Raw genomic sequence first — 13,435 nt, 5'->3', positions numbered from 1 at the left:
CGGTCACCGTCCCTGCGCCGTGGTCACGGCGAATCCGGCGATCCACGCGGGGATCGGCTCGTAGAAGCGTGAGGTCATCTCGTACGGCCCGGTGGCCGCGAGCGAGGCGTAGGCGGCGATCCAGGCGCGGACCTCGTGGGCGGAGCCGCCGCCCTCCTCGGCCATCGCCGCGACGGTCCAGGAGTCGAACTCCGCGAGTTCGCCCTTCTCCAGGTGGTCGAGGAGCCGGTTGTCCCAGGCGGGGTTGATCGGGATCATCGAGGCGGTGCCGGCGGCGTACTCCTGGCCGGCCCGGACCACCCGCTGCTCGCCCTTGGCGCGCTGTTCGGGGGTCGGCGGGTGGCCTTCGACGAGTGCGTCGGCGACCCTGGGGGGCGCACCGTCCAGCACGGGTACGGGAGGGTCGTGGGAGAGGCCGCCGGAGGCCAGGAACAGCGTCCTGCGGTCCAGTTCGGCGGCGGCCTCGCCGAGCGCGGTGCCGAGCGCCCGGATGCGGGCCACAGGGCCCAGCGGCGTGGCCACACCGTTGACGAAGACGGGCACGACCGGCACCCGGTCGATCCCGCCGAAGAGCACTTCCAGCGGCTGGGCGAAGCCGTGGTCGACGGTCATCCGGGCCGAGACGGTGAGGTCGATCCCCCGGTCCAGGGCGCCCTGGGCCAGCGCCTTCGCGGCGGCGGTGTCGACGGACAGCGGGCCTGCCGTCGTGCCGAAGTCACCCACCGCGTGGGCCTCGGTGGCCAGGCAGAACGGCGGCATCTCCTTGTAGAAGAAGCCGTTGTAGTGGTCGGGGGCGTAGAGGACGACCAGCTCCGGGTCGTAGGCGCGGATGAACTCCCGGGCGTTCTCGAGCGCTTGGTCGACGCGGGCCAGGACGTCGGGAGCGGGGTCGTTCTTGCCGATGAGGGGTGAGTGGGACAGCCCTACGGCTGCTGCGGTCATGGTCGCTCCCTACTTCTGACGAAATTCCGGGCGAGCCGGGCCGGACGGGTGGATGACGAGCTTCCCGGTGAGAGCACCGTCGATCATGAGCTGGAAGCCCTTGTGGATCTCGGTGAGCGGGAGCGTGCGGTCGATCACCGGACGGACACCCGTGGCCTCCATCAGGCGCAGCATCGCGACGTGTTCGGACCGGGTGGCGCCGGTCGAGCCGAGGACGCGCTGCTGGAGGTAGAAGATCCGGCCGAGGTCGGCGGGCGGGTTCATGCCGCTGGTCGCGCCGGCGATGACGACCGTGCCGCCGGGGCGCAGTGCCTTCAGCGAGTGCGCCCAGGTGGCCTCGCCGACGGTCTCGATCACCACGTCCACCCGCTCGGGCAGCCGCTCGCCGGGTGCCACGGCGGCGCGGGCCCCCCAGGAGACGGCCTCCGCGCGCTTGTCGGCGCTGCGGCTGGTGGCGTAGACGACGGCCCCGGCGGCCACCGCGAGCCGGATCGCGGCGGAGGCGACGCCGCCGCCCGCGCCCTGCACGAGCACCCGGTCACCGGCGGCGGTGCGGGCCTGGGTGAACAGCATGCGGTAGGCCGTGGTCCAGGCGACCGGCAGACAGGCGGCCTCGTCGAAGGAGAGCCAGGCCGGCTTCGGCACCAGATTGCGGGTGGGGACGATCAGGTACTCCGCGAACGCCCCGTCGTGGCGCTCGGACAGCAGCGCGCGGTCCGGGTCGAGCGTCTCGTCGCCGCGGCCCGCGTCGGGGTCGCCGATCACCGGGTGGACGATGACCTCGTTGCCGTCGTCGTCGTAGCCGGCCGCGTCGCAGCCGAGGACGATCGGCAGCCGGTCGGGGGGGTGCCCCACCCCTCGCAGCGTCCACAGGTCGTGCATGTTCAGCGACGAGGCCACCACGCGGACGCGTGACCAGCCGGGCCGCGGGGCGGGTTCGGGTACGTCGCGCAGCACCAGCCCCGACAACGGGTCGGTGGCGCTCTGGGAAATGGCGGTTGCAGCAAGCACACGTCAACCGTCGCCCGCGGCCGCCCACCTGCCCTAGCAGGTGTGCCGCTGGGCAGCACGGCAAGTCCTGCGCCCGCACGCGGCAGCGGGCCGGGAGCCGCGGTGGACCGTGGCTCCCGGCCCGCTGTGGCCGTGCCACGGGGACCGGCTCAGTGGGGCATGTCGTCGAGGGCCGTGGACACCCCTGCGATGTCGGGGGGCTCGGCGGCGAACAGCACGACCGGGCCGCCGGGCAGATCCGCCTCGGCGATCCGGCGGAAGCCGCCGTCCTCCAGGGCGCGCTGGCCGCGCAGGTCGTCCGCGTCCGGCGCGGCGACGACACGACGGCAGCGCGGGTCGGCCGCGAAGAGGGCGGGGGTGAGCGCGCGCAGCAGGCCGGCGGCGAGGTCCGGCGCGGACCGGTCGAGCCATACGGCGATGTCGTGTGCGCCCATGGGGTAGGCGGCTCGCAGCGGGTGCTGCCAGACGCGCTGGACGCGCACGAGGACTTCCCCCGGTCCGTCGCCGCGGGAGGCCGCATATCCGTGCGGGCCCGGACCGGACGGTCCGCAGATTCGCCGCAGGGCCCAGCCACCGTCGAGGGCGGGCACGGGGGGCACCGGCGCGGTGTCGGAGAGTAGGTCCACGGTGCCGCTCCTCGGATCGCGGTTCGGCGGCCCCCGCACCGTGTGCGGGGCCGGGTGGGGTGGGCTGGGGGTCAGGCGATGGTGGCGGCCGTCGTCTGTGCGGTCACCGAGCGCCGCAGTTCACGCTTGTCCAGCTTTCCGCTGGCGTTGCGCGGCAGTTGTTCGACGACCAGCACCCGGGTGGGGAGCTTGTAGCGGGCCAGGTGGCGGCCGGCGAACCCGCGGACCTCCTCGACCGTGAGTTCCGCGCCGGGCGCGCAGGTCAGGACCGCCAGGACCGTCTCGCCCCACTTGGGGTCCGGCACGCCCACGACGGCGGCCTCCAGGACGTCAGGGTGCTCCACGAGGACCCGTTCGACCTCCGCGGGGTAGATGTTCTCGCCGCCGCTGATGATCATGTCCTTGAGCCGGTCGACGATGTAGTAGAAGCCGTCCTTGTCCCGGTAGGCGATGTCGCCGGTGCGGAACCAGCCCCGGTCGTCGAACGCGGCCCGCGTGGCGTCCGGGTTGTCCCAGTAGCCGGCGGCCACGTTGGGCCCGCGGACACAGATCTCGCCCTGGGTGTCCGGTTCGTCGATCTCGGCGCCGGTGACCGGGTGGATCAGGCGGATCTCGGTGTAGGGCATCGGGATTCCGGCCGATCCGGTCTTCTCCTGCGTCAGCCGGGCCGGCAGATACGTCGCGAACGGGGCCGTCTCGGTCAGCCCCCACGCCTGCTGGAGCAGCAGGCCCGTCGCACCGTAGTCCCGGATCAACTGCGGTGGCACCGGGGCACCGGCGACGATCGGGGAGCGCAGGGCGCTCAGGTCCGCCTCGGCGAACCCGGGCGTCCGGGCGAGTGCCGTGAACATGGCGGGGACGGCGAAGAAGGTGTTCACCCGGTGCCGGACGAGGTCCTCCAGGCAGCGGACGGGGTCGAAGCTCCGGCGCAGGATCACCGTGCCGCCGCGCACCAGCGTGCGCAGGGTCAGGGCGTTGAGGCCGCCGATGTGGAACAGGGGGGCGAGGGCCAGGTTCACGTCGTCGGCGCGGGTGTCCACGACGGCGTCGACGTTGACCGCGTTCCACCACAGGTTGCCGTGGGTGAGCATGACGCCCTTGGGCCGCCCGGTGGTTCCGGAGGTGTACATCAGAGCCGCGAGGTCGCCCTCGTGCAGGACGACGGGTTCGCGTACGGGGCGGTGCGCGCCGCGCAGCGTGGACAGCGGCGTCCACTCGGGGCCCGGCTCCCCGGTGGCGGGGCACTCGGGGTCGGTGTCGACCAGCAGCAGGCTGCGGGCGGATATGTCCGCCCGCACGGACATGACGAGTTCGCGGTGCCCCTCCTCGACGACCACGGTGTGGGCGCCGCAGTCGTTCAGGATGTGCCGGACCTCGTCGGCGGCCAGCCGGAAGTTGAGGGGGACGAAGACCGCGCCCAGGTGGGCCGCGGCGAACAGGGTCTCCAGGAACGTCGTGCTGTTGAAGCCGAGGTAGGCGATGCGGTCTCCGCGCCGGAGCCCGCGCTCGGACAGTCCGGCGGCGAACTCCCGTACCGTACGGCCGATTTCGGCTGCGGAGATCTCGTGGCCCTCGTAGATCACGGCGGCGGGTCCGGGGTACAGGGCTCTTCTGTAGAGCGCGGCAGCGGGACTGATGTCGACGGCGGCCATGGCGTCGGCTCCTTACGAGGGCTTCGGGGTGGGGGTGCGCCGGAGCCGGGTCACAGACCCGAACCGCCGGCGGGTGAGCGGAAACCGCGTACGGCGATGCCGCCGTCGGCGGGGATGACGGCGCCGGTGATGGTGGCGCTGTCGGTGCGGGAGGCCAGCAGGACGTAGGGACCGGTGAAGTCCTCCGGCTCGACGCTGGAGTCGTACAGCGGGATCAGCGGCGGCGTCCGCTCGCCCGATGCCGCCTCGGCGGCCTCGTTCTTCGCGAAGGACGCGGCGAGGGTACGGTTCTCCAGGCCGAGGCTCGCGGGACCGCGCAGTTGGGTGCGCATCCCGCCGACGGCCACCCCGTTCACCCGCACCTTCGGTGCGAGTTCGAAGGCGAGCTGGCGCAGCAGCCCGAGGCAGGCGTGCTTGCTCGCGGTGTAGAGGGAGCCGCCGCCGTCGGTGTGGAAGGAGGCGTTGGACAGGGTCATCACGATACTTCCGCGGGTGGCGACCAGTTCGCGCCAGGCGGCCTCGACGGCCAGCAGGTATCCCTTGACGTTGATGGCGAAGAGTTCGTCGAACGCTTCGGCCAGTTCCTTGCCGTTCAGGCGGGTGACGCTGCGGTGGTAGTCCCAGATGCCCGCGTTGGGCACCAGGACGTCCAGCTTGCCGAAGTGTTCCACCGTGGCGTCGACCGCCCGGTGCATGTCCTCGGGACTGCGTACGTCTCCGGTGAGGGGCAGGATGCGGTCGCCGAGCTCACCGGCGGCGCTCACCACCTCCTCCAACTGCGTGGCGCCCCGGCCCAGGACGGCGACGCGGGCGCCTTCGGCCAGGTAGCGCAGGGTGACGGCGCGGCCGATGCCGGAGCCTCCTCCGGTGACGAGGGCGACGTCGCCCTCCAGCCAGCCCCTGCTCACGGTCGGTCCTCCCTCAGGAAGTCGGTGACCAGCCGCTCGAACTCGGCCTGCCGCTCCAACTGCACCCAGTGGCCGCAGCCGCCGAACACGTGCAGCTGTACATCGCGGATCTGCTTGAGCATCAGCTGCGCGCCGTCCAGAGTGATCGTCCTGTCGTCGCGCCCCCAGAGCAAGAGGGTCGGCGCCTTGATCCGGTGGACCTGCTGCCAGAGCGGGTCCATGCCGTGCCGTTTCGCGAAGGCCGCGTTGTAACGGTGGTAGAAGGCGATGTGGGATTCGTCGAGCGACGCCTCGTAGCGGGCCTGGGCGGTGTCCGCCCAGCGGCGCGGCTCGGCGGTCATCACACCGATGAAGTCCCGCATCTTCTTCAGCGTCGGGCCCTCGCCGTTGTAGTAGCGGAACATCGCCTTCTGGCCCTCGGTGGGGGTGGGGCCGAAGGGGAGCCAGCCGCCGCCCGGTGCCATGAGGACCAGCTTCTCCACCCGGTCCGGGACCTTGAGCGCGGTGGCGATGGCAGCGGCGCCGCCGAGGCTGTTGCCCAGCAGGTGGAAGGTGCCGATGCCGAGCGCGTCCAGGGTCCGCACCAGCGCGTCGACGGTGATCTCGGTGATGCTTCGGGCGTCCAGGTCCTCCTCGGTGGGCCGGTAGCTGCCGCCGAAGCCGGGCTGGTCGGGGAGGATCACCCGGAAGTGGGGGGTGAGCGCGGGCAGGTTCTGGTGGTAGTTGGCGACCGCGCTCGCGCCGGGGCCGCCGCCGTGCAGCATGACGAGCGCCGGGCCGGCGCCGCTCTCGCTGACCGCGATGTCCCCGAGCGGGGTGTGCACCAGGTGCTCGACCAGCTTGGGTTCTTCGGTCTCGGTAGCAGACACGTGGGTTCTCCGGTTCACAGGAAGGTGCTGATGTTCTTGGCGAGCAGGACGTTCTGGTCGAGCAGGATCGTGCGGCGGGCGATCAGCAGGCGCCCGTCGTCCGGGGCACGGCGCAGCAGGTCGGTGCGGCCGCCCGCGTAGAGGTCGACCTCGCGTTCCAGGCGGTTGCGGTAGCAGAGGAAGGCCGACTCGGCGATGTACTCCCCCGGTTCGTCGGCGGCGCGGACCATGACGTTGGTGATCAGGTGCCGGGTCCGCGACGGCGGGTCCTCCGCCCAGGCCATGCCGGAGTCGAACCGGCGTATCCGCCAGGCCAGGCTCGCCTTCGTCTCGTCGAAGATCGCCACTTCGCCCGGCACCCCGTCGGCGAGGGCCTGCTGGCGGCGCAGCCGGTTGGTGCGCACCGGCGCCCAGTAGTGGAGGTCGTCGGCGAACAGCTCCAGCCAGTCCGCGTAACGGTGCTGGTCGAGGAGTTGCGCCTCGCGACTGTAGAGGCGCTGCGCTTCGAAGTGGAGCCGGACGTCGTCGTACGCGCCGGACGCCTCCGCTGTCGGCTCCTGGGTGTGGGTGCTCATCGGTTGGTCCTCCTGCGGGCCGCGCCGGGTGGGCTCAATTCCAGCGCGGGGTACGTGGTGCGGGGAGCGGGTGTGCCGGTGGACGGCACGGCGGGGGTGCCGGATCGTGCGGCGTGCCGGCACTCGGCACAGCGCTCCGCCGGGCTCGTACCGACGATCGGTACGAGCCGGGGGGAATCTCCGGCTCGTACCGGTGTCGGGAGCCCGGCGCACACTCCCCGGCCTCTTCCCGGCGGCCGGAACCGGCCGGTCCGGGGGACAGGCCCCGGCGCTGCCGGGGTGTCAGCGTTTGAGCAGGCTCCGCAGATCGCTGCTCTCGTCGGCCAGTTCGGCCGGGTCGACGGCGATGCCGCGGTCGACGATCCTGCGGACCGCCTTGATGTCCCGGGTGCGGTCGATCGCCGCGGCGGCGACCACTCGATCGCCGCGCAGGCCGAAGGAGAGGAAGGCGCCGCTTTCGACGGTTCCGCGCAGCACGGTCCGCTCGGCGTCCGCCATGGTGCCGATCGCCTCCAGCCGGGTGCCGTACCGGTCGGACCAGAACCAGGGCGCGCCCGCGTCCGTACCGGGTAGGGAGAGGATGCCGCGCCCGGCGGCCTCGCCGTCCCGCTGGGCGGCCTCCCAGTGTTCGTGGCGTGTCCGTCGGCCGACTCCGCGGGCGACGTCGCCGATGGCGTAGACGGCGGGGTTCGAGGTGCGCCGGTTCATGTCGACGAGGATGCCGTTGTCCACCCGCAGTCCGGCCGCCTGAGCCAGTTGCGTGGCGGGGTGGATGCCGATGCCGACGACGATCGTGTCGACCGCCACCGCTCCGCCGTACCCGGCCAGGCCGAGCAGGAACCGCCCCCGTCGGCGCTCGACGCGTTCGACGGCCGAGGTGATCACGTCGATGCCCTCGGCGCGGTGGCGGTCGTGCAGCGCGGTCGCGACGGCGTCGCCGACCACCGCGGTGAGCGGCACGCCGACCGGGTCGACGAGGGTGACCCGGCAGCCGAGCGTCACGGCCACGGCGGCGGTCTCGGCGCCGATCAGCCCGGCGCCGACGACGGCCACCCGGGCGCCGGGCAGCAGCCGTTCACGCAGCCGCTGGGAGTCCTCCCAGGTGCGGAGCAGGCAGATCTCCGGGTCCGCACCGCCGGGTACGGGCAGTGTGCGGGGCGTGCCGCCGGTGGCCAGCACGATCCGGTCGGCCGTCTCGATCACGCCGCCGGCCAGTTCGACGCCCCCCGGCTGCGGACGGATCGCCTGGACGACGGCGCCTTCACGGAGCCCGACGCGCTGGTCGTCGTACCACTGCTCGGGGCGCAGCAGCACGTCCTCGCGGCGGACCTTGCCGAGCAGGACGTCCTTGCTGAGCGGTGGGCGGTCGTACGGCAGGCCGTGCTCGGCGGAGTACAGCGCCAGGTCGCCGTCGTAGCCGTGGGCGCGCAGGGCGTCGCAGGCGGAGACAGCCGCGAGGCCGGCGCCGACGACGGCGATCCGGCGGGGCGTGTTCATCCGGTGGCCCCCTGACCGGGATACACCCAGATGGCGTCGTCGCGGACCTCGACGCGGTGGGCGGCGACGGGGAGGGTGGCGGGCATGCACTGCGGCTCGCCGGACTTCAGGCAGAAGCGGGCGGCGTGCAGCGGGCATTCGACCTCGCCGTTCTCCACCCAGCCCTCCGCCAGCGACGCCTGCCCGTGGGAGCAGGTGTCGTCGAGGGCGTAGTAGGCGCCACCGTCGTGGAAGACGGCGATGTCGGCGCCGTGTCCGGTGGTCGCGGCGGGCACGCGCAGCCCCTCGCCGTCCTCGATGTCGCCGACGGAGGCGACCTGGATGCCGGTGGTGGTGTCGCTCATGAGGTGGTGTCCTTCCCGGGCCTTTCGTGCCAGGCGGGGGTGTTCATCAGGTCGCGCCAGCGGGTGTAGAAGCCGCGGGCGGCGCCGTCGGAGTAGAGGCGCCCGGTGGTGCCGGGGTGGACGCCGTCCTTGTCCTGAAGGTCCAGTCCCATCTGGTAGTTGAGGGTCATGGAACCGGACATGAAGCCGTGGGCGGTGGCCTGGCACTCCGACCAGTTCTCGCCGTCGTCCTGCTCGAAGATGCCGGTGGGTCCGAACGTCCGCAGGTTGTAGAGCCGTTGGGCGTCCTTGACCTCGTCCGACATCGACCTGTCGACGAGGGTCCAGGCCCAGACCTCCATCCGGTCCGGCCCCTTGGGGTGCCAGACCCGGATGGAGCCGTTGACGGGAAGGTAGGAGAAGTTGGGGAAGACGGTGGCGTGGCCGGTCGTCATCGGCCCCTCGACCCGGGCGTCGCCCAGCCGTTCGCGCAGCGCGTCGTAGTCGTACCACTCGTGCACGACCCGGTCGTCGAAACGGCTCTTGGGGTGGGTAGGGAAGCCGTGGCCGTGTCCGAGCGGATCGGTGTACTGCCGGCCCGGGGTCTGCACGATCTCGTCCTTGGGGCCCTTGCCGTTCGGGGACATGACCATCAGCGCGGAGGCGTGCGAGATGTTGACGTGGTACCAGTCGGAGGCGAACTGCTCGGCGGCGAGCTTCCAGTTGCCCTCCAGCACCCACTTGTGGACACCGCCGACGACCTCGGTTCCCTCCGGGTCGCGGTCGAGCATGGCGTCCATGTACCAGGTCATGCCGCCGAGCGCCTCGGAGAGCGGGGGCGCCTCGGGGTTCCAGGTGGCGAAGATCAGGCCCTTGTAGGTGTCGAGCCGCGCGACCTCGACCAGACCCCAGCGGTCCTGCTCGAAGTGGTCCGGATAGTCGCCCTGGTTGGGTACGTTGACGAGCTTGCCCGAGGTGTCGTACGACCAGCCGTGGTAGCTGCACGTGAACGCCTTGGTGGCGCCCGCGTCGGCGCGGCAGACCCGCATACCGCGGTGACGGCAGGCGTTGAGGAAGGCGCGAATTTTGCGGTCGCGGCCCAGGGCGACGATGACCGGGTCCTCGCCCATGTACGTGGTGAAGAAGTCGCCAGGGCGCTTGAACTGGCTCTCGTGGGCGAGGAACAGCCAACTCGGTGCGAAGACGCGGCGCAGTTCCTGCTGGTACAGGGACGGGTCGCTGAAGATGGTGCGGTCGACGAGCCCGTTGTCCAGGTCGAAGTGCGCGCTCACGTCGACCGATGGGTGCGGAACGCGGGCGAGACGATCCATCGGCCGCGCTGGCGTCGATGTCATCGGTGGAACTCCTCGGCGTGGGTCGGGTCGAGGCGGCGGAGCGATCGGCTCGGTCGCACGGCGGCTTTCCGTTCTGTTCGTTCGTGGTCGAGGGGACGTTCGGGCGGGCTCGGGCGGGCGAGCCGAATCCGGCACCGCCACAGGAGACGCCGGGTGGGGGCGCCCAGCCCAGTCGGCGTGCCAGGGTGCGGCACGCCGAGATGTCCGATCGTGCTTCCTCCGGCCCGTTTACAAGCCCAAAACGGTCTTCTATGTTGGACGCGCGTCCATTTTGATAGCAACGTCTGCACAGTCCGGGAGCCCCCCATGTCTGTTCACTCCCCCACGTCCGAGCGCCCTGCCCCCGCACCCGCCAACGCCCCTGCCACGGTCCTGTCCGACCAACAGACCGCAGTGGACAAGGCGCTCGTCCTCCTCAAGTCGCTCGCCGACCAGGACGGGGAGGTCGGCGTGAGCGAACTGGCCCGCCGCAGCGGCCTCACCAAGTCGACGGCCTTCCGGCTGCTCGGCATACTCCAGCGCAACGACATGGTCGAGCGCGTCGGCAGCGACTACCGGCTCGGCACCCGGCTCTTCGACATCGGCGCCCGGGTGTACGGCCCGGTCTCCCTTCAGCTGCGGGAAAGGTTGCTGCCGCACCTCGCGGACCTGTACGTGCTGACTCAGGAGACCGTGCACCTCGCGGTGATGCACGACACGGACATCGTGTACGTCAACAAGATCCATGGGCACCGCGCGACCCGCTCCCCCTCCCGCATCGGTGCCCGACTGCCCGCCTACTGCACCGCCGTCGGCAAGGCACTGCTGGCCTTCGACCACGACGCCACGGAGGCCGCCATCCTGGCGGGGCTGCCGCAGCTCACCGAGTACACCATCACCGACCCCGCCACCTTCCGTGCCGAGCTGGGCCACATTCGGCGCACCGGCATCGCCTACGACCGTCAGGAAGCCGCCCACGGCCTCACCTGCGTCGCCGTACCGATCATGGGGCCCGCCGGCCGGCCGGTCGCCGCGTTCTCCGTCGCGGGTGCCGAGCACCGCTTCGACCGGGCCCGCTTCGCCCCCGCGCTGCGCCGCGTGGCCTACGAGGCAACGCGGGCCGTCGCGGCGCTCACCAGGGCACAGCGGAGCACGGCCCTGGTCTGAGCGAAGCGGGGCCGGTCAGCGCGGAGCGTCTGAGTGGGTGCGCTGGGAGGTCGACGTCCCCGGGTGCGCGCGGGGCACGCTGACGACGACGTGCACCAGGCTCTCCCCCTCCAGGGCCTCGAACACGTGTGGCCGGTCGGCCGGGTAGCGCACGAAGTCACCCGCGGACAGCTCCACCGGACTGTCGGCGGGCCCGACCCGCACCCGGCCGCTGATGACGTAGAGGTGCTCCAGCGTGCCCACCTGGTGCGACGCGACGGACTGGTTCGCACCGCCTCGTTCCTTGATGCGCAGCAGGTAGTTCTCGATGACGCCGGAGCCGTAGACGTGGTCGAGGGCCCGGGAGGCGTACCCGTCGCGTTCGTTCCAGACGACGTCAGCACCACGCTGGACCGTCATCACCTGCTCCCGTTCCGCCACCAGCCGGGTCACCGGCACGCCCAACGCCGTCGAGATCGAAAACAAGGTGTCCACGGTGGGATTGCCCGCACCCTGCTCCAGTTTGGACAACGTCTGCTTGGCGAGCCCGGCCCGACGGGCCAGCTCGGCGAGAGAGAGACCCCTCTGCTCTCTCAGAAGCCGCACATTCCGTGCGACCACATCATTTCCTGAGGACACACCACCACTCTAACGAGTTGGTGCGTGATAGCGGGTGAGGCGTGTTTGGCCTGGTCGCGGCTTGTCTTCAGGCGTTGATGGTGCGGTCGGATACGTGCTCGCGATGGCGCGGTCGGATACGAGGTCGGCGATGGCGCGGTAGGTGTCGGGCAGGCGGTCGCGGCGGTGGGTGAAGCGGATCAGTTGCTTCCAGCGTTTGTGGTCGGCGAGGGCGTGTTCGACGGTGATGCGGTCGGAGGAGTGCCGGTGGCGGTCGCGTTCCCCCTGCTGGACTCTGCCGGGCAGTGCTCCCGGACGCGGTTTTCTGGGCGGTGTGATCGTGATGCCTTCATTGCGGGCGGCCGTTTCTTCTTCCCCGGGACGAACGCGCCGGCCACCACGTCCGGCCGGTGGCCGGCGGACCTGGATCTCGGTGGCGTCCAGGCGCAGCTCGACGCCCTCGGCCTGGGCGTAGGCGAACACATCCGGCAGCGTCCGCAATCGCAGGCCGGGGCGGTCGGGGACCGCGCACCCCCGCTCGGCCAGAAGCGTGCGTACTTCTGCGATCGCGCGGGTGACGGTGGAGCGGTCGACACCGAACAGCAGTCACAGCACCGCGTGCGGCAGGGCGTGCCGCAGATGGCTCAGTGTGGCCAGCAGCCGGTCGACGAACACCAGCTGGTGGCGGGCGCCGGCCCCCGCGGCCCGCTTCGTGGCTCCGCATCGCACAGCATGACGGCGACCCTCGACTCCGGCCTGCCACGGCACCGCCAACTCCGGAACCAGGCACGCGAGATGACGCCGGAAGATCCCCGTGAACAGCCGATGCGCCAGCACCGTCCGATTGACCATGATCACCACATCGTTGTGCCGCCCACCCTGAACTCGCCTGTTCGGGGTACTCGCGCGCTCATCGAAGGGCCGGGGGCGTGATGCAGCCCGGCCGGCAGGACCTAACACCGACGGGAGGTGACCGCCGTGACGAACACGCAGTCGCACGACACCCGCGCTACGGACCGCTCAGGGCAGGAGCCGGTGGGCGAGCTGGTGCAGCGCGCCTCGCAGCAGCTGACCGAGCTGGTGCGCGGCGAACTGAGGCTGGCGCAGGCGGAGATGAAGGAGAAAGGAAAACGCTACGGCAAGGGCGGTGGGCTGTTCGGGGGCGCCGGCGTCGTCGGTTTCCTGACGCTGCAGGCGCTGGTCGCGACCGCGATCGCGGCACTGGCGGTGCCGCTGCCGGTGTGGGCGGCGGCGCTGATTGTCACCGCAGTCCTGGGTGTGATCACCGGGACCATGGCTATGAGTGGGAAGAAGCAGGTCGAGCAGGCCGCGCCGCCCACACCCGAGCAGACGATCGAGAACGTGAAGGCCGACGTGGCCGAGATCAAGGAGAGTGCCCAGCGATGACCCAGCCGCCCCACGACGAGCCCACCGCTACCAGCCCCGAGGAGCTGCGCGAGCAGGTCGAGCAGACCCGCGAAGAGCTCGGGCAGACGGTCGAGGCGCTGGCGGCCAAGACCGACGTCAAAACACGCGCCCACGACAAGGCCGCCGAAGTCAGGGAACAGGCCACCGCGAAGGCTGGCGAGCTGAAGTCGCAAACCGCCCTCAAGGCCGGGGAGCTGAAGGCCAAAGCCGCCGAACTGGCCCACCATGCGCACGACAAGATGCCCGACCAGGTCAAGGACAAGGCCGCCCAGGCCACCGAGCAGGCCCGGGCCAAGGTGGCCCAGGCCGGCCAGATCTGGCAGGACAAGGCACCAGAACCGATGCGACACAAGACGGCCCGGGGCACGCAACTGGTACGGGACAACCGCAACCTGCTGCTGGCCGCGGCCGGCGTCGCCGTCGTGGCATGGCTGGCCTGCCGTCGCCGCAACGGGTGACCCAGGTTGCGGACGTCAATGATCGCAAGTCAGCCGGTCTGTCGCCGG

The 13,435-nt window shown here is 71.4% G+C and carries 14 protein-coding genes and 1 pseudogene; 3 read left to right on the top strand and 12 right to left on the bottom strand.

The window, feature by feature from the left end; all coding sequences use genetic code 11:
• Nucleotides 1-3: 3 nt before the first annotated feature.
• The 10 genes from ACZ4Z3_RS12115 to ACZ4Z3_RS12070 all read right to left on the bottom strand — a co-directional run bounded on the left by ACZ4Z3_RS12115 (nt 4) and on the right by ACZ4Z3_RS12070 (nt 9,758).
• Complete coding sequence (locus ACZ4Z3_RS12115) at nt 4-942, bottom strand: 3-carboxyethylcatechol 2,3-dioxygenase (protein WP_468500874.1); 939 nt, start codon at nt 940-942, stop codon at nt 4-6.
• Nucleotides 943-951: 9 nt separating this feature from the next.
• Nucleotides 952-1,953 (bottom strand): zinc-binding dehydrogenase, encoded by a 1,002-nt coding sequence (locus ACZ4Z3_RS12110; RefSeq protein WP_468500873.1) that lies wholly within the window; start codon nt 1,951-1,953, stop codon nt 952-954.
• 149 nt (nt 1,954-2,102) lie between these two features.
• A complete protein-coding gene (locus tag ACZ4Z3_RS12105) occupies nt 2,103-2,579 on the bottom strand; it encodes a GNAT family N-acetyltransferase (protein WP_468500872.1) in 477 nt (158 codons plus the stop codon).
• Between the two features lie 71 nt (nt 2,580-2,650).
• Complete coding sequence (locus ACZ4Z3_RS12100; RefSeq protein ID WP_468500871.1) at nt 2,651-4,231, bottom strand: acyl-CoA synthetase; 1,581 nt, start codon at nt 4,229-4,231, stop codon at nt 2,651-2,653.
• 50 nt (nt 4,232-4,281) lie between these two features.
• Nucleotides 4,282-5,139, bottom strand: a complete 858-nt coding sequence (locus ACZ4Z3_RS12095; RefSeq protein WP_468500870.1) for an SDR family NAD(P)-dependent oxidoreductase — start codon at nt 5,137-5,139, stop codon at nt 4,282-4,284.
• The gene (locus ACZ4Z3_RS12090) at nt 5,136-6,008 is read right to left on the bottom strand and encodes an alpha/beta fold hydrolase (protein WP_468500869.1); all 873 of its coding nucleotides are present in this window, start codon (nt 6,006-6,008) and stop codon (nt 5,136-5,138) included. The genes ACZ4Z3_RS12095 and ACZ4Z3_RS12090 overlap by 4 nt, the downstream gene beginning before the upstream one ends.
• A 14-nt stretch (nt 6,009-6,022) precedes the next feature.
• Nucleotides 6,023-6,583 carry a 3-phenylpropionate/cinnamic acid dioxygenase subunit beta gene (locus ACZ4Z3_RS12085; protein WP_468500868.1) on the bottom strand — a complete coding sequence of 187 codons (561 nt, stop codon included), beginning with the start codon at nt 6,581-6,583 and terminating at the stop codon, nt 6,023-6,025.
• Between the two features lie 282 nt (nt 6,584-6,865).
• Entirely contained in the window at nt 6,866-8,080 is a 1,215-nt protein-coding gene (locus ACZ4Z3_RS12080) for an NAD(P)/FAD-dependent oxidoreductase (protein WP_468500867.1), read from the bottom strand.
• The gene (locus ACZ4Z3_RS12075; protein ID WP_468500866.1) at nt 8,077-8,424 is read right to left on the bottom strand and encodes a bifunctional 3-phenylpropionate/cinnamic acid dioxygenase ferredoxin subunit; all 348 of its coding nucleotides are present in this window, start codon (nt 8,422-8,424) and stop codon (nt 8,077-8,079) included. Before ACZ4Z3_RS12075 ends, ACZ4Z3_RS12080 begins: the two co-directional genes overlap by 4 nt.
• Nucleotides 8,421-9,758, bottom strand: coding sequence for an aromatic ring-hydroxylating dioxygenase subunit alpha (locus ACZ4Z3_RS12070; protein ID WP_468500865.1), 1,338 nt, complete (start codon nt 9,756-9,758; stop codon nt 8,421-8,423). The genes ACZ4Z3_RS12075 and ACZ4Z3_RS12070 overlap by 4 nt, the downstream gene beginning before the upstream one ends.
• A 306-nt stretch (nt 9,759-10,064) precedes the next feature.
• Here ACZ4Z3_RS12070 and ACZ4Z3_RS12065 point away from each other — a divergent pair, with 306 nt between their 5' ends.
• A complete protein-coding gene (locus tag ACZ4Z3_RS12065) occupies nt 10,065-10,904 on the top strand; it encodes an IclR family transcriptional regulator (protein WP_468500864.1) in 840 nt (279 codons plus the stop codon).
• A 15-nt stretch (nt 10,905-10,919) separates the two neighbouring features.
• On the opposite strand, the gene ACZ4Z3_RS12060 is transcribed toward ACZ4Z3_RS12065, so the two are convergent.
• The gene (locus tag ACZ4Z3_RS12060; protein WP_468501414.1) at nt 10,920-11,489 is read right to left on the bottom strand and encodes a helix-turn-helix domain-containing protein; all 570 of its coding nucleotides are present in this window, start codon (nt 11,487-11,489) and stop codon (nt 10,920-10,922) included.
• A gap of 42 nt (nt 11,490-11,531) precedes the next feature.
• Nucleotides 11,532-12,353, bottom strand: a pseudogene (locus ACZ4Z3_RS12055) (helix-turn-helix domain-containing protein).
• Nucleotides 12,354-12,479: 126 nt separating this feature from the next.
• Between ACZ4Z3_RS12055 and ACZ4Z3_RS12050 the strand changes: the two are divergent.
• Both ACZ4Z3_RS12050 and ACZ4Z3_RS12045 read left to right on the top strand, forming a co-directional pair.
• Entirely contained in the window at nt 12,480-12,908 is a 429-nt protein-coding gene (locus tag ACZ4Z3_RS12050) for a phage holin family protein (protein WP_468500863.1), read from the top strand.
• A complete protein-coding gene (locus ACZ4Z3_RS12045) occupies nt 12,905-13,387 on the top strand; it encodes a DUF3618 domain-containing protein (RefSeq protein ID WP_468500862.1) in 483 nt (160 codons plus the stop codon). The genes ACZ4Z3_RS12050 and ACZ4Z3_RS12045 overlap by 4 nt, the downstream gene beginning before the upstream one ends.
• Nucleotides 13,388-13,435: the final 48 nt, after the last annotated feature.

This window comes from Streptomyces sp. NPDC030296 (assembly GCF_055572815.1).
Note: the sequence above shows the minus strand (reverse complement) of the source record. Positions and strands in the feature narration are given on the sequence as shown.